18 protein-coding genes and 2 tRNA genes are annotated in these 24,008 nt (G+C 30.7%); 10 read left to right on the top strand and 10 right to left on the bottom strand.

The window, feature by feature from the left end; all coding sequences use genetic code 11:
* Positions 1 to 143: 143 nt before the first annotated feature.
* The 8 genes from BLW23_RS04620 (at position 144) to BLW23_RS04585 (ending at position 11,082) form a co-directional block, all read left to right on the top strand.
* Positions 144 to 1,391, top strand: coding sequence for an efflux RND transporter periplasmic adaptor subunit (locus tag BLW23_RS04620; protein WP_093668052.1), 1,248 nt, complete (start codon positions 144 to 146; stop codon positions 1,389 to 1,391).
* 40 nt (positions 1,392 to 1,431) lie between these two features.
* The gene (locus BLW23_RS04615; RefSeq protein ID WP_143032111.1) at positions 1,432 to 2,772 is read left to right on the top strand and encodes a gliding motility protein GldB-related protein; all 1,341 of its coding nucleotides are present in this window, start codon (positions 1,432 to 1,434) and stop codon (positions 2,770 to 2,772) included.
* 8 nt (positions 2,773 to 2,780) lie between these two features.
* Positions 2,781 to 3,173 (top strand): hypothetical protein, encoded by a 393-nt coding sequence (locus BLW23_RS04610; RefSeq protein WP_093668050.1) that lies wholly within the window; start codon positions 2,781 to 2,783, stop codon positions 3,171 to 3,173.
* A 26-nt stretch (positions 3,174 to 3,199) separates the two neighbouring features.
* The gene (locus BLW23_RS04605; protein ID WP_093668049.1) at positions 3,200 to 3,907 is read left to right on the top strand and encodes an ABC transporter ATP-binding protein; all 708 of its coding nucleotides are present in this window, start codon (positions 3,200 to 3,202) and stop codon (positions 3,905 to 3,907) included.
* A gap of 134 nt (positions 3,908 to 4,041) precedes the next feature.
* Positions 4,042 to 6,459 carry an ABC transporter permease gene (locus BLW23_RS04600; RefSeq protein WP_093668048.1) on the top strand — a complete coding sequence of 806 codons (2,418 nt, stop codon included), beginning with the start codon at positions 4,042 to 4,044 and terminating at the stop codon, positions 6,457 to 6,459.
* Between the two features lie 2 nt (positions 6,460 to 6,461).
* Positions 6,462 to 8,882 carry an ABC transporter permease gene (locus BLW23_RS04595; RefSeq protein WP_093668047.1) on the top strand — a complete coding sequence of 807 codons (2,421 nt, stop codon included), beginning with the start codon at positions 6,462 to 6,464 and terminating at the stop codon, positions 8,880 to 8,882.
* A gap of 71 nt (positions 8,883 to 8,953) precedes the next feature.
* The gene (locus BLW23_RS04590; RefSeq protein WP_093668046.1) at positions 8,954 to 9,700 is read left to right on the top strand and encodes a head GIN domain-containing protein; all 747 of its coding nucleotides are present in this window, start codon (positions 8,954 to 8,956) and stop codon (positions 9,698 to 9,700) included.
* A gap of 194 nt (positions 9,701 to 9,894) precedes the next feature.
* Positions 9,895 to 11,082 (top strand): hypothetical protein, encoded by a 1,188-nt coding sequence (locus BLW23_RS04585; RefSeq protein WP_093668045.1) that lies wholly within the window; start codon positions 9,895 to 9,897, stop codon positions 11,080 to 11,082.
* Positions 11,083 to 11,111: 29 nt separating this feature from the next.
* Here the strand turns inward: BLW23_RS04585 and BLW23_RS04580 are convergent, their stop codons facing one another.
* The 6 genes from BLW23_RS04580 to BLW23_RS04555 form a co-directional block, all read right to left on the bottom strand.
* Complete coding sequence (locus BLW23_RS04580; protein ID WP_093668044.1) at positions 11,112 to 12,536, bottom strand: cytochrome P450; 1,425 nt, start codon at positions 12,534 to 12,536, stop codon at positions 11,112 to 11,114.
* 224 nt (positions 12,537 to 12,760) lie between these two features.
* Complete coding sequence (gene purL / locus BLW23_RS04575; protein ID WP_093668043.1) at positions 12,761 to 16,429, bottom strand: phosphoribosylformylglycinamidine synthase; 3,669 nt, start codon at positions 16,427 to 16,429, stop codon at positions 12,761 to 12,763.
* 119 nt (positions 16,430 to 16,548) lie between these two features.
* A complete protein-coding gene (locus BLW23_RS04570; protein WP_093668042.1) occupies positions 16,549 to 17,349 on the bottom strand; it encodes a carboxypeptidase-like regulatory domain-containing protein in 801 nt (266 codons plus the stop codon).
* A gap of 144 nt (positions 17,350 to 17,493) precedes the next feature.
* A complete protein-coding gene (locus BLW23_RS04565; RefSeq protein WP_093668041.1) occupies positions 17,494 to 17,748 on the bottom strand; it encodes a hypothetical protein in 255 nt (84 codons plus the stop codon).
* A 519-nt stretch (positions 17,749 to 18,267) separates the two neighbouring features.
* A tRNA-Leu gene (locus BLW23_RS04560) sits at positions 18,268 to 18,352 on the bottom strand.
* Between the two features lie 39 nt (positions 18,353 to 18,391).
* A tRNA-Lys gene (locus BLW23_RS04555) sits at positions 18,392 to 18,464 on the bottom strand.
* Positions 18,465 to 18,583: 119 nt separating this feature from the next.
* Between BLW23_RS04555 and BLW23_RS04550 the strand changes: the two genes are divergently transcribed.
* The gene (locus tag BLW23_RS04550; protein ID WP_093668040.1) at positions 18,584 to 19,099 is read left to right on the top strand and encodes a shikimate kinase; all 516 of its coding nucleotides are present in this window, start codon (positions 18,584 to 18,586) and stop codon (positions 19,097 to 19,099) included.
* Here the strand turns inward: BLW23_RS04550 and BLW23_RS04545 are convergent.
* On the bottom strand, positions 19,096 to 19,599 hold the full coding sequence (locus BLW23_RS04545; protein WP_093668039.1) for a phosphoribosyltransferase domain-containing protein: 504 nt from the start codon (positions 19,597 to 19,599) through the stop codon (positions 19,096 to 19,098). The genes BLW23_RS04550 and BLW23_RS04545 overlap by 4 nt on opposite strands.
* 38 nt (positions 19,600 to 19,637) lie before the next feature.
* A complete protein-coding gene (locus tag BLW23_RS04540) occupies positions 19,638 to 20,012 on the bottom strand; it encodes an RNA-binding S4 domain-containing protein (RefSeq protein ID WP_093668038.1) in 375 nt (124 codons plus the stop codon).
* Between the two features lie 80 nt (positions 20,013 to 20,092).
* Between BLW23_RS04540 and BLW23_RS04535 the strand changes: the two genes are divergently transcribed.
* Positions 20,093 to 20,959 (top strand): FKBP-type peptidyl-prolyl cis-trans isomerase, encoded by an 867-nt coding sequence (locus BLW23_RS04535; RefSeq protein ID WP_093668037.1) that lies wholly within the window; start codon positions 20,093 to 20,095, stop codon positions 20,957 to 20,959.
* 557 nt (positions 20,960 to 21,516) lie between these two features.
* On the opposite strand, the gene BLW23_RS04530 is transcribed toward BLW23_RS04535, so the two are convergent.
* The gene (locus tag BLW23_RS04530; protein WP_093668036.1) at positions 21,517 to 22,419 is read right to left on the bottom strand and encodes a DMT family transporter; all 903 of its coding nucleotides are present in this window, start codon (positions 22,417 to 22,419) and stop codon (positions 21,517 to 21,519) included.
* Between the two features lie 89 nt (positions 22,420 to 22,508).
* Positions 22,509 to 23,882 (bottom strand): exonuclease domain-containing protein, encoded by a 1,374-nt coding sequence (locus BLW23_RS04525; RefSeq protein ID WP_093668035.1) that lies wholly within the window; start codon positions 23,880 to 23,882, stop codon positions 22,509 to 22,511.
* Positions 23,883 to 24,008 lie beyond the last annotated feature (126 nt).

The raw sequence follows: 24,008 nt of genomic DNA, 5'->3' as shown, positions 1-24,008 counted from the left end.
TTGTTTGAATATGAACAAAAAAATGTTCATTTATGAACACTCTGGTTTTGAAATTAAACTATAACCTATTGTTTTTTAGTAGATTACATATGGATTTTTTTCTTGGCATGTTTGTAGCTTTACTATTGTCAAACAGGATAAAAATGGACAAACTAATTAAACCTAAAAATAACAAATTAAAAAAAATGCTACTCATTGGTATTCCTATTATTTTAATTGTGGGACTCACTTTGATGAATCTCACAAGAAAGAAACAAGTTAAAATTGATAAAGACTCTTTAATAATTAATAAGGTAAAAAAAGGAGAATTCGAAGATGTAGTTTTGTTTAATAGCACAGTTGAACCTAAAACATCAGTCTTAGTAAATGTTATTCAAGGTGGTTCGGTTTCGGAAATATTTGTGGAAAGCGGACAACAAGTAAAAAAAGGAACTCCTTTATTAAAAGTATATAACCCAAATGCTGAATTAAATTACTTGACTCAAGAAACGGCTATTGTTGAACAAATAAATAACTTAAGAAATATTCGAGTAAGTATAACCAATCAACAATTAAACTTAGACCAACAATTGATTAGTATTGAAAACGATTATAGAAATGCTAAAAGACAATATACACTTGATACCACCTTATACAATAAAGGAGTAGTAGCCAAAAATGATTTCGAAAAGTCGGCACAAGAATTTACTTTTCAAAATAAGAGAAGTGATGTAATCAAAAAAAGTGTTACCGAAGAGAAAAGGAATCGTACAACACAATTATCACGTATAAATACGTCCATTGGTAACATGCAAAAAAGTTTGGATTTATTAAGAAAAAACAAAGAGAATTTTGTTGTAAAGGCTCCTGTAAATGGACTGTTGTCTTCTTTCAATCCTGTACTTGGACAAAATTATAATCAAGGAGAATCTGTTGGGAAAATTGATGTTCTTGATGGTTATAAGCTAGTGGCCAATGTTGATGAATATTATATTTCGAAATTACAAGAGGATATTAAAGGAACTGTTATGGCAAATGGTCAAAGTCATAATATAGAGTTACATAAAATTTATTCTGAAGTAGTTAACGGTAGATTTATGATAGAATTATTATTTCAAAGTGATTCTTTGTCTACTGATATTAAAAGAGGAATGACTTTAAAGAGTAAGGTGTTTTTATCCAATAATAGTGATGCCGTTTTATTACCAAAAGGACAGTTTTTTCATGAAACTAATGGGCAATGGATTTTTGTGTTAAATTCTGACAACACGGCTGTTAAAAGGAATATAAAATTAGGAAGAGAAAACCCTTTTTATTACGAAATAATAAGTGGTTTAAAAGAAGGAGATAGAGTGATAACTTCTGGTTATGATGATTTTAAAGATGTTGAAGAAGTAAATATCAAAAGCTAATTGAATTAAAGTGAAACCATTAAAAATCATAAATGAAATCATGATACTCAAGTTAAAAAACTCTTTTAATCATATCATTAAATTATTATTTATACTATTAATAGTAATGATATCAGGTTGTCAAAAAAGAGGCAATATCATAACTTCAGATATAGATAATTTTTGGAATGCTTATGATAACATAACAGCGACTAAAGATTCTACTCTTCAATACAAATATCTTGATAGTTTATATTTCAAGAAAGGGACGGAAGGATTGAAAGCAATTAGATTTGTAAGGAATTATAAAGCTACAGATTATATTAATTCTATCAATAATTATCCGTTATTCTGGTCGTCGATTAGAAAGAATACTTTGAAAGCAAATCAGTTGAGTTCAGATTTAGAAGAAGGAATACAAAAGTTAAAGAATATATATCCAGATTTAAAACCGGCCAAAATATTTTTTATCATCGGGGCATTTAGAACATCAGGAACCACTTTAGACAGTTTAGTATTGATTGGTAGTGAATTTGCAATGACAGATAAGAATACAGTATCTACGGAATTTCCTGAAGAAATACAGAGTGCTCGAAGAAAGTATTTTAACTCAAACCCTATAAATGATTTGGTTTTATTGAATGTACATGAATATGTTCATACTCAACAAAAAGCAATGGTTCATAACATATTATCACTTGCTATTTATGAAGGTGTTGCGGAATTTGTGTCAGTAAAAGCTATGGGAGGCGTATCGGCAGTGCCAGCTATAGCATATGGAAAGAAAAACATGAAAAAAGTACTGAAAAAATTCGAAGAGGAAATGTTTTATTCAGTAAACGAAAATAAATGGTTATGGGGAGAAGCTAGATTAAATGAATTCAATGTACGTGATTTAGGGTATTATGTTGGTTACCAAATGTGTGAAAATTTTTACAATAGTTCTAAAAACAAAAAAGTGGCTATACAACAACTGATTGAATTAGATTTTAATAATGAAAAGGATATTGAGTCTTTTGTCGATGGTACTGATGTTTTTTCAGATACCTTGGAAAAGCTGTATGAGAATTTCGAGAGAAAACGACCTAAGGTAACTCGTATAAATCAATTCGAGAATCATTCGGTAAATGTAAATCCTGCAATAACCGAAATCACAATAGAGTTTTCTGAACCTTTGAACGGTTATCATACGGGTGTTGATTTTGGAAAATTAGGAAAGCAAGCTTTTCCTGAGGGAACCTTAGTCGGAAGAAAATGGGGAAGTGAAAATGAATCTTGGACAATTCCAGTAAAATTAAAACCCGAAAGACATTACCAAATTTTAATTTCTAACAACTTTAGGATGGCTACGGGAATTCCGTTGAAACCATTTTTAATTGATTTTAAAACAAGTAAAAACTAAACAACATAATGAAAGCATTAAAAGGAGTATCTGTTTTTATACTGATTTTGAGTTTTCTGGGGTGTTCGAAATCAAATTTCAACGGAATACAAGTTAAAAATTGGAAAATGAAAATGAACCAGAATGAATATAAGATTAATTTTACTGACTTTTACGGGAATACAGAGCAGCAACTTCCTTTAAAAAATCAAAATAAAATAACCATAGTAATTCAATCGAAAATAGAAAAAGGCAAGGCGTATTTTTACCTAATGGATCAAAAGGAAAATCAAATATGTAAGATAGCATTAAGCAGTATTGAGTCCATTAAAAAAACGATATCAATAGATCCTAAAAAAGTATATAGAATCAAACTAAGTGGAGAAAATGCCTCTGGTAATTTTTCTTCAACTTGGAATTAAATTAACAAACGAAACACAATATAATTATGATTAAAATAACAGACTTAGTAAAAGTATATAGAACAGAAGAGATTGAAACAACTGCTTTAAATAAGTTGTCTTTAGAAGTTGAAAAAGGGGAGTTTGTCTCAATTATGGGGGCCTCTGGATGTGGGAAATCTACCTTGTTAAACATCATAGGATTACTGGATGCACCTAATGATGGAAGCTATCTTTTTGATGGTATAGAGGTATCAAAATTTAGTGAAAAGCAACGTGCTGGTTTAAGAAAAGCGAACATTGGGTTTATATTTCAAAATTTTAATTTAATTGATGAATTAACGGTGTTTGAAAATGTGGAATTGCCTTTAATTTATAACAAAGTTAAATCATCTGAAAGAAAAAACAGAGTGAATGAAATTCTTGATAGAATGGGGATTTCACACCGCGCGAAACATTTTCCATTACAATTGTCGGGAGGCCAGCAGCAACGTGTGGCGGTAGCAAGAGCACTGGTTACAAATCCTAAAATTATTTTAGCAGATGAACCTACGGGAAATTTAGATAGTAAAAGTGGTAATGATGTTATGGAATTACTTACAGAATTGCATGGAAGTGGTGCTACTATAATCATGGTTACTCACTCATCATATGATGCTAATTTTTCTTCACGCATTATTACTTTAAAGGATGGAGAAATTATTTCGCAAAAAGTTAACGAACATAAAATTGATGTATTAGTACAGAATCAATAGGGTCTTATTGAATAATCCTCGAAGCATATCGAGAAAAAATACAAGAAAATTAATCCAAATACCTTGGAAGAAACTACTGAAAATTTATCTGTAGTTATCTACCAATGGTTAACATAATAAAGAAATAATGATATATGTTTCAAACATGGTTTAAAATATTTTTCAGGAACCAAAAGAAAAATTGGTTGAATGGAGTGGTAAATATATCTGGGCTTACTTTAGGGTTTTCGGCCTTACTCTTAGTGATTCTTTACTTAAATGAAGAAAAAAGCTATAATCAATGGAACCCAGATAAAAACACTATTTATAGAGTTAATATAAAACAAGCACAAAGTGGAGAGGTGTGGTTTACGGTGAATCCAGGTATGTATTTAACGTACCCGAAAGAAATACCAGAGATAAAAGAGGCTTTAATGGTCAAACCCTTTTATAGAAGTAGAGTCATTCAATACAATGATGTTTCAGAATTTAATAGTAAAACAATAACTACAGAGCCGATTTTTTTTGAGTTTTTTCCGTTTAAAATTCTTCAAGGCTCCGTCAATAAATTTAGTGAAACGAGAAATAATATTGCCATTTCTGAGGTCTATTCAAAGCGTATTTTTAAGGATGATGATGCCGTAGGGAATTCAGTAAAAATTAATGGGAAAAGTTATTTCGTAGCTTGTGTTTATGAAGTTCCTAAAAACTCTCATTATGAACCTGATTTATTGATGCAATTCGAAACGCCATTTGCAGTACATTGGGGGAATCATAATAATGAACTATTTTGTAAAATCCCTGAAGGTTCTGATTTAGCTTCTGTAAAAGAAAAAATGGAACAAATTATAGTCAATGTGTATAGAAGGTTTGCTGAAGAAGAAGGGGTAAGCATTGAAGAGTTTAATGAAAAATTTGGAATACCAACAATTTTACTAGATAAATTAAGCACCATATACCTTCATAATACTGCTAAAAGAGCTGGTCCGAGTGGAACTGGAAATTACCAGTTAATAATGATACTTTTAGGATTATCCATTTTATTAATAATCATTTCTTGTGTTAATTTTATTAATTTATCTCTAGCTTCAGGCAATCAAAGGGCTAAAGAAGTAGGAGTGAAGAAAACCTTAGGGTTTACTAAGAAGAGTTTACTATTTCAGTATGTATTTGAAATTGTTCTGCAAGGATTGGTCTCTTTTCTTTTTGCCTTGATCATTGTTGAATTAGCACTTCCATTCTTTAATGATTTCATGCAAACTAAAATTTCAATTTTACATTTTAAATCACTATCGATATTATTCTTAGTTGTACTAGGTACTTCACTTTTAATAGGAGCAATTCCAGCTTTATATTTATCAAATTTCAAATCAATTGAGGTGTTAAAGGGGAATATTTCGAAAAGTAAAAAGGGAAATTTGGCTAGAAATTTAATGTTAGGCGTACAATTTCTAATTTCTGGTTTTTTCATAATTAGCATTTTAATTGTTAGTACCCAAGTTTCGTACATGATGGAGAAAGATTTGGGGTTTGATAAATCACAAGTAATAGCTGTAGATCTTTATAGTATAGGAAACGAGTATGATAAATATAAATTAACCAAAGAAATATTAGAGAAACAATCGAATATCATTGCGATTACAGCAAGTATGTTTGTTCCTGGAGAAGGTTTCGTTAATGGAACCGCATTAAGACATCCGATTAATGAAAAGCAATTCAACTGTGCATCAAATTTGGTGGATTATGACTATATAAAATTTGCAAAGTTGAAAGTTTTAAAGGGTAGAAGTTTTTCTAAAAATATAGCTTCTGATAGTATTAATAGAATAATAATTAATGAAACGGCGGCTAAGCAACTAGGTATTTATAAAAAGCCAATTGGAGAAAAAGTAAGATTGGGCTGGCTTCAAGACGATGCACCTTCTTTAGAAGTAATAGGAATGGTCAAAGACTATCATTTTGATGGATTCGATACAAAAATTAGTCCTATGTTCTTCACTTTATGGGAAAACTTTGAGTTTGCTAAACAATGGATTCCAGCAATTCAATTTAAAATAAAACCAGAAAATATTGATGTAACAATTAGTGAAATTGAAACATTTTGGAAAACTAATATTGATACTAAATACCCATTTACTTACGAGTTTTTAGATAAAAAATTTGCTAAAACTTATAAAAAGTATCGAAAAGAGCAAGCGATGTTTCTAATTCTTTCAATTATTGTAATCACGATTGCTTTATTAGGATTATTTGCTCTTGCCACCTTAACAATACAACAAAGATTAAAAGAAGTTGCGATAAGGAAAACTTTAGGTGCTTCAGCTAATAATATTATGATTCAGTTGGTTAAGATATTTCTTAAGATCACTCTATTAGCATCAGCTGTATTAATTCCAACTGCATATTACTTTATGCAAAGTTGGTTAAACAATTTTGTTTATAGAATAAATATGCCAATTTGGCCTTATTTGTTAACGCCTATTATTCTGTTAATTCTGGTATTCACTGTAGTCGGATTCAAAGCTTTTAAGGCAACAAAAATAGATTTAATAAAGCATTTAAAATTTGAATAATTATGTTTCAAACATGGTTTAAAATATTTTTCAGAAACCAAAAGAAAAATTGGTTAAATGGAATCGTAAATATCTCTGGTTTAACATTAAGTTTAGGGGTGCTTGTTTTGGTACTGCTTTATTTCAATGATGAAAAAACGTATAACAAAGAAAATTTAGAGAAAAAAGAAATTTATAGAGTAGTTCATAATATGTCACATGGAGATATATGGACAACTAGTACCACTGTAGAAGGTGTTGCCTATAAAAATGATATCCCCGAGGTAATAGAAACTTATATGAGCGATTCTTGGTATAGCTCGAAATTGGTTGATCTAGGAAACAAGAAGTATTATACGAACAAAATAATACGCGGAGAAGCTTCTTTTTTTGAGTTCTTTCCTTTTGATATTCTTAAGGGATCCGTTGATAAGTTTAAAGAAACAAGAAATAACGTAGCCATATCTGAAACTTTGGCTAAACAATATTTTGGTTCAGTTTCAGCCATTGGAAAAAGCCTAAGTTTTGATGAAAGGACGTTTATTATTACTACAGTATTTAAAATTGAAGGTAAACATTATATGGAACCTGATTTGGTTATTCAATTTAATGATGCTCCTGAAGGACACTGGGGAAATTATTCTCATGGGCTCTTGGTAAAAACCACGAAAGGTAGTAATGCAGAAGATCTTCAAGAGAAAATGAATCAAGTTTGGCATGTTAATCAGGTACTACGTGAAGCGGAACAAGATGGAATTACTGCAGAAGAATGGCAAGAAAAGTATGGCACGAAAATTTTATTAGAAAGCTTTGAGGATATTCGATTGAAAGCATACACAGAAGATGGAGGTCCGGAAGGAAAGGGAAATTATGAGCTTATTATTATCTTGTTGTCACTGGGGGTATTACTTCTAATTATTTCATGTGTGAATTTTATTAATCTTTCAATTGCATCAGCAGAACAAAGAGCAAAGGAGGTTGGCATTAAAAAAACATTGGGAATATCTAAGTTTTCTCTAATTGTTCAATATACCGCTGAAATATTATTTCAAGGAATAATAGCTTTTATTTTATCGCTGGTAATAGTTGAATTAGTTCTTCCTTCTTTTAATGATTTTATGAATAAGGAAATTATTCTAATTGACGAAATAGGAGTTATTGTTAAATTATTTTTAACTACCATAGTATTATCATTGATTGTAGGATACATTCCCGCTTTTAAATTATCTAGATTTAAATCTTCTGAAGTTCTAAAAGGAAATGTCGCTAGAAGTAAAAGAGGAATAATAGGTAGGAATGTTATGCTTGGTCTTCAATTCCTAATTTCTGGCTTTTTTCTTACTGCATCAATTATAATTTACAAACAGGTAAATTATATGACTGAAAAAGATTTAGGGTTTTCTGGTGAACAAGTATTAATGGTTCATATGAATGATTCGAGATTAGAGAGATATAATAAGTATTTAGTAGCGAAAAAAGAGTTGATAAAACACCCTAATATTACAAAGGTTACTAGTAATTTCTTTGTCCCAAATGGAGGGTATTCAAATTCCACAAACACGAATTACAAAGAAAAATTAGTGAACTCTAATGGGAATGCTATAGACTTTAATTACCTTGATATGGTAAAAATAGATATCATAAAAGGAAGAGGTTTACAGGAAAAGTTTGCTTCAGACACTATTAGAAACATCCTTGTCAACGAAACAATGGCAAAAGGATTGGGAATTTATAATGACCCAATAGGTAAGAAAATAGAAGTTGGATACCTATCGCCCGAAGATAATAATAAGTTTAATGTAGTAGGTATGGTAAAGGATTATCATGTATTTGGTTTACAAAGAGAAATACCTCCAACGTTCTTTTTTCACTGGAATACTTTTAATTGGATGAAACAATACAATTTTTATAATATTCAACTTAAAATTAAGCCTGAGAATATTCAAGAGACCGTTAAATTTGTTCAAAAGTATTGGAAATTAAACATTGAACAAGATTATCCATTTACACATGAATTTTTGGATAAAAACTTCCAAAAATCATTTAATAAGTATCAAAAGCAGAAGACTTTATTAACAATTTTAACGATAATCGTTATTTTAATTTCATTGTTAGGACTCTTTGCATTAGCTACCTTAACCATACAGCAACGTTTAAAAGAGGTAGCTATTCGTAAAACTTTAGGAGCTTCAGTGCAAGAGATCATGTTTCAGTTGATAAAGGTGTTTTTGAAAATAGCTATTTATGCTACTATTGTTCTAATTCCACTAAGTTACTATTTCATGCAAAACTGGTTAGAAAACTTCGTGTATCGTATCGATATGCCATTTACACCTTATATAATTACTCCAATAATCTTAACACTTTTAGTATTTAGCGTTGTAGGAATTAAGGCCTATTTAGCGACTAAGGTTAATTTAATCAAATACTTAAAGTTTGAGTAACTATAAAAGATGGTGTCACAAATTAAAAAAGAAATAGTCTTTTTTATATCAACCATTAAAAATTAAAACAGATGAAACTTAAAGTAACCTCTTTTTTGGGACTATTTTTATTCATAAGCTCATTAATGTCGGCTCAGGAAAATATAAATCTTACCACAAATTTTGATAAAATTATTGTAAGTCCGCATATAGAAGTTGTGTTTAAAAAAGGAAATAACTCAAGTATTGTAATAGACGATATAAATGTATCAAGAGAAAAGTTCAAGTACGAGATAAAAAACGGAACACTTCAAGTATATTTAGAAGGAGCTAAAACGTATACAAAAAGTAAGAAAACACAACATGAAGGGTATAGCAGAAAAACTCCATTATATAAAAACAGAGTAGTAGTTTTAACAATAACATATACCGACGTAGAAGTGTTTTCTGTAAGAGGTGAGGAAAAAATTACATTCGAAACTCCTTTAAAGCAACAAAATTGTAAGCTTCGTATTTATGGAGATTCAGAAGTAACCATAAACGAAGTAGATTTAGATAAACTAGGGGTTACAATTTACGGAGAAAGTTATCTTAAACTAATGAAAGGGAGTATAAATAGACAGAAAATCACTGCTTATGGGGCTAGTAAAGTAATGGCTTATGATGTTGTTTCAAAGGAAACTAAAGTTACAGCTTATGGTGATGGAACGTATCAAGTAAACGCTTCTGAAAAAGTAAAAGTAACCTCTTACGGAGAGGCCAAAATTTTATACAAAGGAGAGGCTAGTTTAAAAAAAGGAATTGTTATTGGAGAATCTACAATAAGTAAAGTAATGTAAAGACTGAGCATGAAAAGTGTAATCAGCCATTCTAATAACAAAATATTTATGCACTAAGGAATAAATACTGATATCATTGATATAATATTTAAATCTAATGTGGAAAGTAAATTTAAAATAGTATAGTTTTGTCAAATGATTAAAGTTTGGTATCTTTTTTGAATGTACCAAAAAAAACGAAACTATACTATTTTATGAGAAAAACTGTACTATTAATGGTGGTTTGTTTATGGGGGTATGCTTGTAGTAGCGTAAAATCCACACAAGAGGCTATTAATAAAGGAAACTATGATGAGGCGATAAAGTTATCAGTTAAAAAGTTGGTAAGTAATAAATTTAAAGAGAAAAACCAGCCGTATGTCGTTATGTTACGAGATGCTTTTGTGAAAGCAACTTCAAGAGATCTTTCAAAAATCGACTTTTTAAAAAGAGATAGTAATCCAGAAAATTTAGAAGAAATTTTTGAGATTTACAATAGGCTTAAAAGAAGACAAGAGAAAATTCAACCCTTATTACCATTAAAACTTATTTCTACAGGTAGAAATGCTATTTTTAATTTTAATAATTATAATGAGGATATTATCGCAGCGAAAAATGATCTTTCGGAGCATTTATACGTTAAGGCTAAAACTGTGTTTGAATCAAGAAATAAGCAAGATTACAGGTTAGCATATAAGGACTTTGCTTATATTGATAAAATTAATCCGAACTACAAAAATGTAAGAGATTTGATGAATGAATGTCATCAAATTGGAACTGACTTTGTATTTGTTTCTCTTGAAAACAAAACAGATAAGGTAATTCCTGTGAGACTGGAAGATGATCTATTAAATTTTGAGGCCAATCATTTAAATGACTTTTGGACGGTATACCATAATGAAAAACAACCACGATTAAATTATGATTTTACATTAGAGTTATTGTTTAGGGATATTATTATATCTCCAGAGCATATTTATGAAAAAGAATTTGTGAAAGAAAGACAAATCAAGGATGGTTTTAAATACCTTTTAGATAGTAAAGGAAACCAAGTAAAAGATAGTTTAGGTAATAAAATAAAAGTAGATAAATTTATCAAAGCCCGATGTAATTTTTACAGATTTACACAATCTAAATCTGTTCAGGTGGTTGGCCAAGTAAGGTATTTTGATAACGTTAGTAAACAATTACTGGAGTCCTTCCCGCTACAGAGTGAATTTATTTTTGAACATACATATGCTACTTCTGATGGAGATAGAAGGGCTTTGGAGAAAAACTTCATTAATTTATTAACTTTAAGAGCTGTACCTTTTCCTAGTAATGAGCAAATGATTTATGATGTTGGAAAGGATGTGAAGCAAAAATTGAAGGCAATTATAACAAGAAATAAGATTAGAAATTAATCTAAGAAAAATTGGTAGTTAGTAATTTACTAGCTCCCAATTTTTTTAAATATTAATTTTAAGTTTTCAGGACTCATCGTGAAGGCAAAATTTTCCTTAATATCTTTCGGTTCGCCTTTTAAAGTAATTTCAAAATTTTTACATATTCCAGATATTACTGAAGTCATTTCAATAATTGATAAATGCATCCCTGGGCATAATCTGGCACCTCCACCAAATGCTTTTATAGATTTTGGTGTATGATTTTGGTAGGGACATAATGATGAAATCCATCTATTTGGGTTAAAAATTTCTGGTTCCGAAAAATTATCTTTTGTTTTAGGTTCATAACCATTTTGTAAGATAATCGTAGTGTTTTTAGGGATAGAAAGATTGTCAACTATTACATCTTTATTAGCTTGAAAAATCAATACAGGAGTTGTAGGGCTTAGTCTAATAGCTTCTTGTACCGCGGCATTCGCATGTTTCAATAAAGAAATTTGTTCGTAATTCTCTGGAACATTGGAAGAATAAGACTCAATTGCTTCCTGTCTTATTTTCTTAATAAATTCAGGGCTCTGTGATAAGTGAAAAAGTGTCCAAGCTAACGTATTTGATGTTGTATCTTCACCTGCAATAAGCATGGCTATAACGTTTCCGTATAAAACATTATCATCAAAAACACTTTCTTCCTTTTTACTCTCAACTAGCATTGCTTGTAAAAAATTAGCGGGATTATTTTTTAAAGAAGAATCGTTTTCAAATTTAATTTTAGCCTCTTGGATAAACCCATTTACAATAAGCTTAATTTTTTCTAATGAAGACACTAATTTTTTATCTTCTTTTGAAGGGAAATAGCGCCATAAAGGAAAGGTAGCTGTTATCCGATCATTGATTTTAGGAAAAATTAATTCGAGGTGATTTTGAAATCGATCTTTTTGATTGTTTATGGTATTTAACTTATAACCAAATGCTATTTCAGTGGTGACGTCAATTGTAAAAGCAACAAAATCTTTAAGTATTTCAATGGATTGATTACTTTCAGCATAAGAAGATATTTTATGAATTAAATGCTTATTTTTCTCCCTGATAATAGGGTAGTAGCTCTTCACTCTTTTCACATTCAACGATTCATTAACAACTTTTCTTTGTTTTTTCCAGTGCTCTCCTTCAGCATTAAATACAGTATGAAGTCCCATTTCAACGAAAACCTCATTTATTGCTGAAAGGCGTCTAAAGTTGTCTGGACGTTGCTTAAGTATTTGATTATTAAAATCATTATCCGCAGAAACTAAAATTCTGGCAGGGCCGAACTTGACTGTATAGATTTTACCGACTTCCTTAGCCCATTTTTCTAGAATAAGGTGGATGTCCTTTTTTTTAAACTCTCTTATATGTCCTATAAGTATGTTTCCTTTAGGACTTTGTAAGTCTTTTAATGTTCGTAGCGCGGTTTGGTTAGAGGTATTCATCATAATGTTAAAACAATGAATATAAGTAAATTAAAAAGAGTGAGAAATGGAATAGAAAGAAATTAGTGCTTGTTTCATAGAATAGTCTATAAAATTAATAAGGCACGGAAAACCGTGCCTTATTCTGAAAATATTATTAATCTAAAACCCTTCTAAAATAGACTAATATTATCAATCTACAAATGTAAAGGTTTTTTTATGATACTTCCTAATAATTGTTCATAAAATTATTTTAAATCTTCTATCCATTTTCTAGCATTTACAAAGGCTTCTATCCATGGAGATACTTCGTCTTTCCTAGAGTCGGGGTAATTGGCCCAGTTCCATTGAAAAGTAGAACGTTCTATATGTGGCATTGTAACTAGATGACGTCCAGTGTCATCACACATCATTGCTGTGTTATAATCAGAACCATTAGGGTTGTTAGGATATCCTTCATAACCATACTTAGCTACAATATTATACCTATCTTCAGTTTCAGGTAAATTGAATCTTCCTTCTCCATGAGATATCCATACACCAAGTTCACTTCCTGCTAAACTAGATAACATTATAGAGTTGTTTTCTTGAATTTTTACAGATGTAAAAGAACTTTCATGTTTTTTAGAAGCGTTGTGAAGCATTTTACCATGAACTTTATGGTTAGGATTTATTAATTCTAATTCCATCCATAATTGACATCCATTACAAATACCCACTGATAAAGTATCTTCTCTTTCGAAGAATTTTTTCAGAGCAGTATTAGCTTTTTCATTGTATAAAAATGCACCAGCCCAACCTTTCGCAGAACCTAGCACATCGGAGTTAGAAAAACCTCCGACAGCACCGATGAATTGAATATCTTCAAGAGTTTCGCGCCCCGAAATTAAATCAGTCATGTGAACATCTTTAACATCAAAACCGGCTAAATACATTGCATTCGCCATTTCTCTCTCAGAATTCGATCCTTTTTCTCTTATGATTGCCGCTTTTGGTCTGTTAGAAACAGCTCCTACGGCATCGGCTAATTTTCCAGTGAAATTGGCTGGAAACTTATATTTTAAAGGTTGTTTTTTATAGTTATCATAACGTTCTTTTGCTAAATCATTAGCAGTTTGTTTGCTATCTAATAAAAATGAGGTTTTATACCAAGTATCTCTTAATTCAGAAACTGGTAAAGCAAAAACGTCTGAGTTGTTTTTAATATTTAAACGATCAGATTCAGTAACCGATCCTATTTTGAAAAATTCTATATTATTTTTAGAAAAGATAGCCTCAACAGTATCATCAGTACTTTGGAAAACTATTCCAGAGTTTTCCGCAAATAAAACTTTAACACTATCAATTTCATTAAGAGAAGATAGATCAATGTTTGCACCTATGTTTACATCTGCAAAACAAAGTTCAAGTAAAGTGGTTATTAAACCTCCTGAAGCTATATCATGTCCTGCTACTATTTTTTCATCTCTAATTAATTGTTGTAGAACGTTGAAAGTAGTTTTAAAGCTAGCTGTATCCTTAATAGTAGGTGTTTGATTTCCTATTCTATTTACAACTTGTGCAAATGAACTTCCTCCTAATTTGAATTCATCTTGAGAAAGATTAATATAATAAATATCGCCTTTATTTACTTGAAATACTGGTTCTACAACTTTTGTTATATCATTACAATTCGCTGCTGCCGAAATTACCACAGTACCTGGAGAAATTACTTCTTCGTTAGGATATTTCTGCTTCATAGACAATGAATCTTTACCAGTAGGAACATTGATACCTAAACCGATAGAAAATTCAGAAACAGCTTTAACCGCTTTATATAAACGAGCATCTTCTCCTTCATTTCTACAAGGCCACATCCAGTTGGCTGATAGAGAAACAGAGTTTAAACCATCTTTTAATGGAGCCCATACGATATTTGTTAATGCTTCGGCTATAGAATTCTTACTTCCCGCTTCGGGATCAATTAATCCAGAAATAGGGGAGTGCCCAATCGTAGTAGCAACACCTTCTTTTCCTTTATAATCCAAAGCCATTACTCCAACATTATTCAAAGGAATTTGTAAAGTTCCAACACATTGTTGTTTTGCTACTTTCCCACCAACACAACGGTCAACTTTATTCGTTAACCAATCTTTACAAGCTACAGCTTCTAATTGAAGTACTTGAGATAAGTAATCACGGAAGTTTTCTGTACTATAAGCTAGTTCTTTATAGTTTCTAGTTACAGAAGAATCTGTCATTATTGTTTTAGGAGAACTCCCAAACATATCTTCAAGTGCTAAATCCATAGGTTTGTTACCTTTAGAATTAGATTCAAAAGTAAATCTATGATCACCAGTTACATCTCCTACTGTATACATCGGAGAACGCTCACGTTCTGCAATTTTATTTAAAGTATCAATATGTTTATCAGCAATTACCAATCCCATTCTTTCTTGAGATTCGTTACCTATTATTTCTTTATCGGATAAAGTAGGATCGCCAACAGGAAGTTGATCCAAATCGATTTTACCACCTGTATCTTCAACCAATTCTGATAGACAATTTAAATGTCCACCAGCTCCATGATCATGTATAGAAACGATAAAATTATCTTCACTTTCTACCATTCCTCTAACTGCATTTGCGGCACGCTTTTGCATTTCAGGGTTTGATCGTTGCACGGCATTTAATTCAATTCCTGTTGAAAATTTCCCAGTATCAGCTGAAGAAACTGCTGCTCCTCCCATACCAATTCTGTAGTTTTCACCACCAAGAATTACAATTTTATCTCCTTCTTTTGGAGTATCTTTTATCGCTTGTTCCTTCTTACCATACCCGATACCTCCAGCTTGCATGATCACTTTATCAAACCCTAACTTTCGAGCATCCTCTTCATGTTCAAAGGTTAATATAGACCCACAAATTAATGGTTGACCGAACTTATTTCCAAAGTCAGAAGCCCCATTTGATGCTTTAATCAAAATATCCATAGGCGTTTGATATAACCACTTGCGTTCATTCATCCCTTTTTCCCAAGGACGATTCTCTTCTAAACGAGAGTAAGAAGTCATGTATACAGCTGTACCAGCTAAGGGAAGTGAACCTTTACCTCCTGCAAGTCTATCTCTTATTTCTCCTCCAGAACCAGTAGCTGCGCCATTAAAAGGCTCTACAGTAGTAGGGAAATTATGTGTTTCTGCTTTTAAAGAAATTACAGACTCAAAATCTTTTGTATCATAATACTCAGGAACATCTGCACTTTTTGGAGCAAATTGCTCTACTTTTGGACCTTCAATAAAGGCTACATTGTCTTTGTACGCAGAAACAATACCATTAGGGTTTTGTTTCGATGTTTCCTTAATCAATTTAAATAGTGAAGTAGGTTGCTCCTCACCATCAATAACAAAAGTTCCGTTAAAAATCTTATGACGACAATGCTCTGAATTTACCTGAGAAAAACCAAACACTTCAGAATCTGTTAACTTTCTTCCAATTTTGGTTGATACTTCTTCTAAATAAGAAATCTCTTCATCATTTAATGCCAAACCTTCTTGCTCGTTATAAGCGGCAATGTTTTCAATATCTAAAATTGATTCCGGTTCAATATTAATGGTGAAAATTTCTTGATTTAATCCGTTGAATTTTTGTGAAATCATTGGATCAAATTCAGAATAATCTTCAGTAACTGTTTCAAATTCTTCAATTCTAACAATTCCAGAAATCCCCATATTTTGAGTAATTTCTACGGCATTAGTACTCCAAGGAGTAATCATAGCTGCTCTTGGACCAACAAAAAAGGCGTCAAGTGACGCCAGGTTTATTTTAGATTGGTTTCCGAATAACCAAGTAAGTTTCGAAATAGTTTGAGCAGTTAATTCTTCTGTTGTTTGCACAGCAAAAACCTTGCTATTTACGTTCCCAAAGAAATGAATCATTATTAGTTGTGTTTGTGTGTGTTTTAAAAAGGTGTAAATTTAGTTCTTTTCCTTCAAATAAAAGCACAAAAAAAGCAGTAAATTTTACTGCTTTTTTTGTGCTAGGGATTATTGCTTTCCTACTTATTATCTATGTTTATCCTATTTCTATCAATCTTACCTTTCTTAATTGCTTTGTAATTTTCATAACAATTTAATACGGCTTCGATAAGTTGCAAATCACTTGCTTTTTTTATGAAATACTCCGAGTAATCACAATCCGCTAATAACGTATGTAATTCAGCTCGATCCATTTGGAGGTACTCCATCATAACCTCTCTATCAAACTTACCTGCCAGCATTTTTCTTAAATCATCTTCTTTTTTTAATTTCTGAAGTTTCTTTAACTGTTTTGGTTTTTTTCCGAACAAATTATAAACCAAATCTACAGGGTTTAAGAGTTTAGCTATTGGAGAACTAATTTTTTGAGGTCTTCCTACTTCATAAGTTTGAGGCAACCCATTAATGTGAATTCTTGTGAATCTGTCTTTAGGAACCTGTTTCACATCTACTTCTAAAACGCCTATTAACTTGGTAGATTTAATAACAATTTCTTTAATCTCTTCAGGTTTTTCTGATAATGAAATCTCTACCTCATTTCCTTTTAAAAGGTCATTAGTCACTTTTACCTTAATAGAAGAATATCCCAAAAAAGATACTAATACAGTATCATTCGCCTTGGCTACTAACTCAAACAAACCTTTTTCGTTAGTAATCGTTCCATTAACTGTATTCAAGTTTAAAACGTGGGCTGCACTTAACGGTTTTTTGGTTTCATTATCAACAATTTGTCCTTTTAACTTTTCACCTTTATTACCTTGAGCAGATACTATGAAGCTAAAGAACAACATAGCTGTTAGAAGTATGTGTTTATTTTGCATACTGCGAAAATAGCAATTAAACCAGTTTATATAGTTAATTATCTGTGAATATTAGAAAAGATTGGTAAATAAAAAACCATCAAATTAGATTTGATGGTTTTTTCGTTAATATAATTCAAATAGAAAGTAAGTAGAAACTCTTTTTTAATGGAAACCGTTGAATTCAGTTTGTATAAAATTTCTTACTATTTTTTTTAAATCATTACTACATTGTTCGTTAGGATAGATCATTCTTACTATTTTCTGATCTTTCACAGTATGATTCCAATCAACAAAATTTCGTACTCGCTTCGAGTCGATCTCATACTCATTATCATATATAAAATTCTTGATATTATTTTCCAGTAAACTTATTTTACTATCAAACTCCTTCTTCTTTAAATAACTATTAAATGTCATATAGCTGGAAATTTTAAAAATTAAAAATTAAAAGAACAGTAGGGGGTATCTATGTTACAAATATATACGATGAATGAGTTAAATAAAATACTCATTTTTACTAGTTTAAAACCTAGGGAGAATCCTTAAGCTTCTAATGGTTTTCCCTGAAGTCATTCAATGTCAATATAATATAAAAAAGAGTTTTTTAAAGTGAGAATAACAAGGTTTGGAGATGGGGTTACTGAAAAATGATTTATTGAATTTGTTTCCTTTTATGGAGTTATGAAAAACAACTGTATTAAAAAACTCTTACCAACAAACGAATGTTATGTAAGAGTTTTAGTTTTAAGGTAGTATGCTTTGTGTTTTAGTTATTTCATAAATAACTTTATGAGAATAATTTGATACAAATATATAGCGAAAGAACGGGGTGTAAAATACCTAGTACCCCTAAATATCATATCAGGGTAAACCCTTAGTGTACTAGTAAAAACACGGATATAAAAAAACCGAGAGTTTGGAATAACTCTCGGTTTGTGCGCATAAGAAGATTCGAACTTCCACATCCATAATGAATACTGCCCCCTCAAGGCAGCGCGTCTACCAATTCCGCCATATGCGCTTAAAAGAAAAAAGTTAAGCATAGTAGCTTAACTTTTTGTGACCGGGCTGGGGCTCGAACCCAGGACCCTCTCCTTAAAAGGGAGATGCTCTACCAACTGAGCTACCCGGTCATTTTTTGCTTTTGCATATCTGCGATTGCGGGTGCAAATATACAATGGTTTTTGAATTTACAAAAACTTTTTTTAAGTTTTTTTTACTGATATTTGTAAGCATTTAATTTTCAACAAATATGAAAGTAATTCTTTTAGGGTACATGGCAAGTGGAAAGTCATTCATTGGCAAAATTTTAGCTAAAAACATGCAATTACCTTTTATAGATTTAGATAATTATATAGAGGAAAAAGAAAACTTAACCATTCCTCAAATTTTTAATAGTAAAGGTGAAATATATTTTCGTACAATAGAAAATAAGTATTTAAAGGAACTTTTAACTAATAGCGACGATTATGTATTATCGTTAGGAGGTGGTACACCTTGTTATGCGAATAATATGGAAATAATAGACAAAGCTGACAATACTATTTCTTTTTACCTCAAAGCTTCTATTAGCACGATTGTAAATAGATTAAGGGATGAAAAAGATAAACGGCCCTTAGTTGCTAGTTTGAAGAATGAAGATTTGCTAGAGTTTGTAGCTAAACACCTTTTTGAAAGAAACACTTTCTATAGTTCGGCATCTAATACAGTACATATAGATAACAAAGAAGGAGAGGTTATTGTAGACGAAATAAATAGCTTACTTTAAATTAAGTAAGCTATTGTTTGTTCGTTTTTAAACTCAACATTCACATGCTCTTTTATAGAAGTTGAAAGTGATATTCCTTTAAAATCTGCTTTAACTGGGTATTTTTTATGATTCCTGTCCACTAAAACTGCAGTTTTAAACTTTTTTAATGGTACGTCTAAAAAGTGCTTTATAGCATAAATAAGCGTTGTCCCTGAATTAAGAACATCGTCTACTAAAACAAGCGCCTTGTTTTCATATTCATGTTGTTCAATTGAAGTTGAAACTGAATTTATTGGATTTTTTTTATCGATAAAAACCTCGCAGAGTATAATTTCAGTTGGAGAGATTTCAGCGAATACTTTTGCTAACTTTTGAGCCAAAATGTATCCATTTTTGGAAATACCAGCAATTACAATTTCTTTTTCTGTGTTATTTGTTTCATACACTTGATAAGCAATTCTCTTTATTTTTTGCTCAATCTGTATGTTGTTTAATATAATATTGTTTTGTGCAATCATATGATCTATGAAATTTTTTTATTCAAAATAAAGTACCATCAATCTTCATTATCGGTGTGATATCCATCAATATCTCTTCTATCTTTTTTGGTGGGCCTTCCTGTTCCTTTTTTTCTATAATAGTCTTTCGAGTATTTTAACAGCTCGGTACGTTCAAACTCTTCTTTAGGTGTTAAGTCTTTTCTATATAAGTCTACTAACTTCGCTCCAACTCTATTTGCAGGTATATCCAATATCTTGATCTTATAATTAATTTGATTCTTTCTGACCAAGATTTCCTCATTACCATAAACTTCTCTTGACGGTTTAATGGCACTCTCATTAATTTTCACATGTCCTTTCTTGCAAGCATCTGTAGCAATACTTCTTGTCTTAAACAGCCTAATACACCACAAATATTTGTCTATTCTCATATAAGAATCTTAAAATTTATTAATAATTTTTTACAAAGGTATAAAAATGGTAAATTGCGCATAAAAATTATTAGTATTAAATGATAAAATTTAAGCATTTCTTATACATTTTGATTTCTGGAGTGACTTTGTATTCATGTAGTAATAGCAATAATACAACAGTTGATGACTTTGATCATGAAGCTCAGGCCATAAAAGATAGTGACTCAATCGTCAAATTTTTAAAGAACAATTATTTTAATGAAGAGCGAGACTCTATTATGCCAATTGAAAATGGTGAGACTACTTTATTTGAGGATAGTAGGTTATTAACAAAAACTGTAAATGAATTCGATATAGATTATACATACTATGTTTTCGTTCAAAATGAAGGAACACCTAATGTAGATAAAGGGTTTCCAACGGTAATAGATTCTATTTTACCAGTTTATAGACTTAGAACATTAACGAATTCTACAGAAGTTGAAAACGAACAAGATTTAATTAACCCTCAATGGTTTAATCAAGTTAACGTTATTCCTGGGTGGAGATATCCTTGGGTACATTTTAAAAACGGAAATAATGTAACAAACAACGGTCCTATAACTTATGAAAATAGCGGAAAAGGTTTTTTCATTTTACCTTCTGGTATATCGTATAGAAACGGAGGTACTCTTCCAAATAAAATATTGTTGTACTATATTGAACTATACGATTTTATAAAAGATACTGATCACGATAGAGATAATGTTCCTTCTTTTTATGAAGATGTTGATGGTGATGGTAAACCATGGAATGATGATACCGATGAAGATAGAACAGTGGATTTTCTAGATATAGATGATGATAACGATACCGTTTTTACAAGAGATGAAGACGCGAATGGTGATGGAGATCCAAGAAATGATTTTAGTGATCCTGATAATCCTACATTGCCTGATTATAGAAATAGAAATATTAGGGATTAAAAATTGTTTACAAAATATATAAAAAGCTCATTAAATTTTAATGAGCTTTTTTATTTATACCACTTATCTTAAAAATTAAACCAACTAACGATGTATTGCTTCCAGTTATCTCTTTTTAAGGGGGATATAAATGATTCAGTTGTAAGTTTACAGTGTAGTAGTAAGTTAATTTTTTGATTAGCGATTTAAAGGTTTTTTCCATTCGAAAGAATTGAAAAAGCCTTTTTTCAGTTAAATACCTCGAAATTTCAAAAAACATGTTTTACAAGTTGATGAATCTATTTATCTCATTATAAATATGTTAAAAACCAAATTAAAAGTAATCTAACTTTTTTCTTATAAGATTCTAGGGGTTTCAGCGCAAACACTAGGGAAAAACCCTAAGTATATAATAGGGATTTTACCGATTGTACGACTATTAAATTAATGATAATATTGCATAGAAATAAATCATTAGATTTTATTTTATTGTTGGGAGAAATTCTAACGATGAAGAAAGAGAAACATTAAACTTTATTTGAAAATTCCTGTTTTATTAATATAAGCAGGATTTTTTTTTATGCAGAATACAGTATTAGAAAAACACCAATAATAATTCCAGCTAAGGGTATTAATTTTTTTCTTTTATTTTTCTCTTTAAAAATAATTCCTCCAATGACTACTGCTATTACAATTTGACTTCTTTTTATAGCAGATAAAAGCATAATCATAGCTTCGGGATCTTGTAATGCTTTAAAATAAAAATAATCGGCTGCTTGCAATAATACCCCAACCGCCGGCATTGACCATTGAAAAGTAAAGGCTTGTCTCTTTTCTTTATAAGGAAGCCATATAATGGCTATAATAATAAAAAGGATAATCATAGTATACCAACAAAACCAAAACTGTAGGGTTTGCGGTGTAAGGTTTAACTCTTGTATTAAAAACTTATCGTATAAACCGCTTGATGCTCCTAAAAAAGTAGCTCCAATAATAGCAAAGATCCACTTGTTTGACTTAAAATCAATTCCTTCTTTTTTTCCTATGCGAGAATATAGTAGCACGGATAGTATTATTAAAAAGAAACCTACCCATTGAAAACCATTTGGTTGTTCTTTGTATATTAAAATAGCTCCTAAAAACGTAAAAAAGGGGCCTGCCGACCTAATAGGTGTCACTATAGTAATAGGTAAATGTTTTAAAGCTTGATAAGCTAATATCCAAGAAGAAGCCATTATTGAAGACTTTATAAAGATAAACCCATGGTTTTTCCAAGAAATATCACTTATAAAGAGGTTGATGGCCTTGAATGTGTCTGGGTCGTATTTTGACCCTATATACAAAGGAGTCAATAATAAAAACCCAGCAGTAATTGTTCCTAATAAAACAGGAAAAACCTCATTTCCTTTTACAGCATGTTTTTTACATAAATTATGTAAACCTAAAAATAGTGCTGCCAATAAACCTAAGTACATCCACATGGGGCGCGAAGATACCTATTCTTGAAAATAAATTACATTTTTTGTGTAAAAATAAACTCTTGTTAAATTTTGAGTTTATACCACTCAATTTAAAGGGTTGATTCTTCGATTAACATAAGGTTTTCTGGATAGTTTTTTAAATGTGAATTGAGTATCCGTTGTACATCTCTGGTATCTTTTAATGAGGTAATACTATTCATGTATTCGTTTAAAGAAGCTTCTTTTTTAGTGTCTAGATAACCAAACCCTTTATAAAAGCCATTCAAAACAAGTACAAATCCGTATTGATCATCTTTTAAACCAGGTTGTTTAATAATAAAGTTATCTTCTTTATATTTTATCGAATCAAGAGCTTGTTGTACTCTTGAATTATAAGATTTTATCGTTTCTTCTTGTCGACATACGCCTCTACATTTTTTTAGTTGATAGTGGAAACAACCGCTTACATTTGTTTGTAAATGGCAGTATTTAGGACATAGTTCAAACTTTTCACATAGCTTCTCCACGAAACTACGAGCTTCAGAAACTGTGTAAAACTTAGTGATAGGATTTGGAGCTAGCTTTAGTTTATTCCAAGCAAGGTGTATTACTCCTAATCTGTCTTCATAGCAAAATAAGCCAATACTCTCAGCAGTTCTTCTTTGGGCTCGATTGTATTTAGGGTAGTGCTTCTTGATTTCAGAAGATTCTAATAGTAATGCTAATAATTCACTGCCTGTTTCGGTATATGTAATATCAGCAGTAGCCATGCACATTGTTATTTCTTTTTTCTTTTTATCATAAAAATGGCTAAGTACTCTTTGTTTTATATTATTAGCTTTACCAACATAAATGATGTCTTTAGCTTCATTTTTAAAATAATAAACTCCTGTTTTTTCTGAAAGATTGTCAAAAACAGTTTTAGAAAGGAGTGGAGGGAGCGTAGCTTGTCTTGAACGTGGATTTAAAAATGTAGAAATAACACTTTCTTCTTGAGCTTCATCTAAAATTAATAGTTTCTTAAATAAAATTACGGTAGCATCGGCATCACCTTTTGCTCTATGCCTATCGTTAATTTTTATTCCTTCCGAGGCACATAAATTACCTAAGCTATAAGATTTTTTGTTAGGTAATAACTTTCTTGAAAGTCGTACGGTACATAACTTTTTACGTTTAAAACTAGATCCTAGGGATTTAAATTCTTTACCTATAATTCCATAATCAAAATTAACATTGTGCGCTACAAAAACGGTGTCCTTAGTGATTTCATATACTTTTTTTGCAACCTCATAAAACTTAGGGGCATTTGCGACCATAGGCTGTGTTATTCCAGTTAAATTTGTAATAAATGAAGGGATATTACTTTCAGGATTAACCAATGAAGTAAACTCATCAATAATCTTTTCTCCGTCAAAAACAAGGATACTAATCTCTGTTATTTTATCACCTCCATTGGTTTCTATATCGACAATTGAATATTTCATACTCCTGTTTTTTAATTGTGAGTGTTGAGTTTTTAGTGATAAGTGTTTAATGCTAAGTTTTTAGTTTATTTTATGGTCAATTATTTTATACCTACCGTTTTCAGATTTATAAATTTTATTTTCTCT

The organism is Tenacibaculum sp. MAR_2009_124 (genome assembly GCF_900105455.1).
In the GTDB taxonomy this organism is placed as follows: Bacteria; Bacteroidota; Bacteroidia; order Flavobacteriales; family Flavobacteriaceae; genus Polaribacter.
The sequence above is the reverse complement of the archived record's forward strand: the minus strand, read 5'-3'. Positions and strand labels throughout refer to the sequence as shown.

Bases quoted from the DNA above. Each gene is read 5' to 3' on its own strand.
- BLW23_RS04545 (WP_093668039.1), bottom strand. From the start codon at position 19,599: ATGATTGCACAAAACAATATTATATTAAACAACATACAGATTGAGCAA.
- BLW23_RS04570 (WP_093668042.1), bottom strand. From the start codon at position 17,349: ATGCAAAATAAACACATACTTCTAACAGCTATGTTGTTCTTTAGCTTC.
- BLW23_RS04615 (WP_143032111.1), top strand. From the start codon at position 1,432: ATGATACTCAAGTTAAAAAACTCTTTTAATCATATCATTAAATTATTA.
- BLW23_RS04535 (WP_093668037.1), top strand. From the start codon at position 20,093: ATGATAAAATTTAAGCATTTCTTATACATTTTGATTTCTGGAGTGACT.
- BLW23_RS04620 (WP_093668052.1), top strand. From the start codon at position 144: ATGGACAAACTAATTAAACCTAAAAATAACAAATTAAAAAAAATGCTA.
- BLW23_RS04550 (WP_093668040.1), top strand. From the start codon at position 18,584: ATGAAAGTAATTCTTTTAGGGTACATGGCAAGTGGAAAGTCATTCATT.
- BLW23_RS04595 (WP_093668047.1), top strand. From the start codon at position 6,462: ATGTTTCAAACATGGTTTAAAATATTTTTCAGAAACCAAAAGAAAAAT.
- BLW23_RS04580 (WP_093668044.1), bottom strand. From the start codon at position 12,536: ATGATGAATACCTCTAACCAAACCGCGCTACGAACATTAAAAGACTTA.
- BLW23_RS04605 (WP_093668049.1), top strand. From the start codon at position 3,200: ATGATTAAAATAACAGACTTAGTAAAAGTATATAGAACAGAAGAGATT.
- BLW23_RS04525 (WP_093668035.1), bottom strand. From the start codon at position 23,882: ATGAAATATTCAATTGTCGATATAGAAACCAATGGAGGTGATAAAATA.
- BLW23_RS04585 (WP_093668045.1), top strand. From the start codon at position 9,895: ATGAGAAAAACTGTACTATTAATGGTGGTTTGTTTATGGGGGTATGCT.
- BLW23_RS04565 (WP_093668041.1), bottom strand. From the start codon at position 17,748: ATGACATTTAATAGTTATTTAAAGAAGAAGGAGTTTGATAGTAAAATA.
- purL (WP_093668043.1), bottom strand. From the start codon at position 16,429: ATGATTCATTTCTTTGGGAACGTAAATAGCAAGGTTTTTGCTGTGCAA.
- BLW23_RS04610 (WP_093668050.1), top strand. From the start codon at position 2,781: ATGAAAGCATTAAAAGGAGTATCTGTTTTTATACTGATTTTGAGTTTT.
- BLW23_RS04540 (WP_093668038.1), bottom strand. From the start codon at position 20,012: ATGAGAATAGACAAATATTTGTGGTGTATTAGGCTGTTTAAGACAAGA.
- BLW23_RS04590 (WP_093668046.1), top strand. From the start codon at position 8,954: ATGAAACTTAAAGTAACCTCTTTTTTGGGACTATTTTTATTCATAAGC.
- BLW23_RS04530 (WP_093668036.1), bottom strand. From the start codon at position 22,419: ATGTGGATGTACTTAGGTTTATTGGCAGCACTATTTTTAGGTTTACAT.
- BLW23_RS04600 (WP_093668048.1), top strand. From the start codon at position 4,042: ATGTTTCAAACATGGTTTAAAATATTTTTCAGGAACCAAAAGAAAAAT.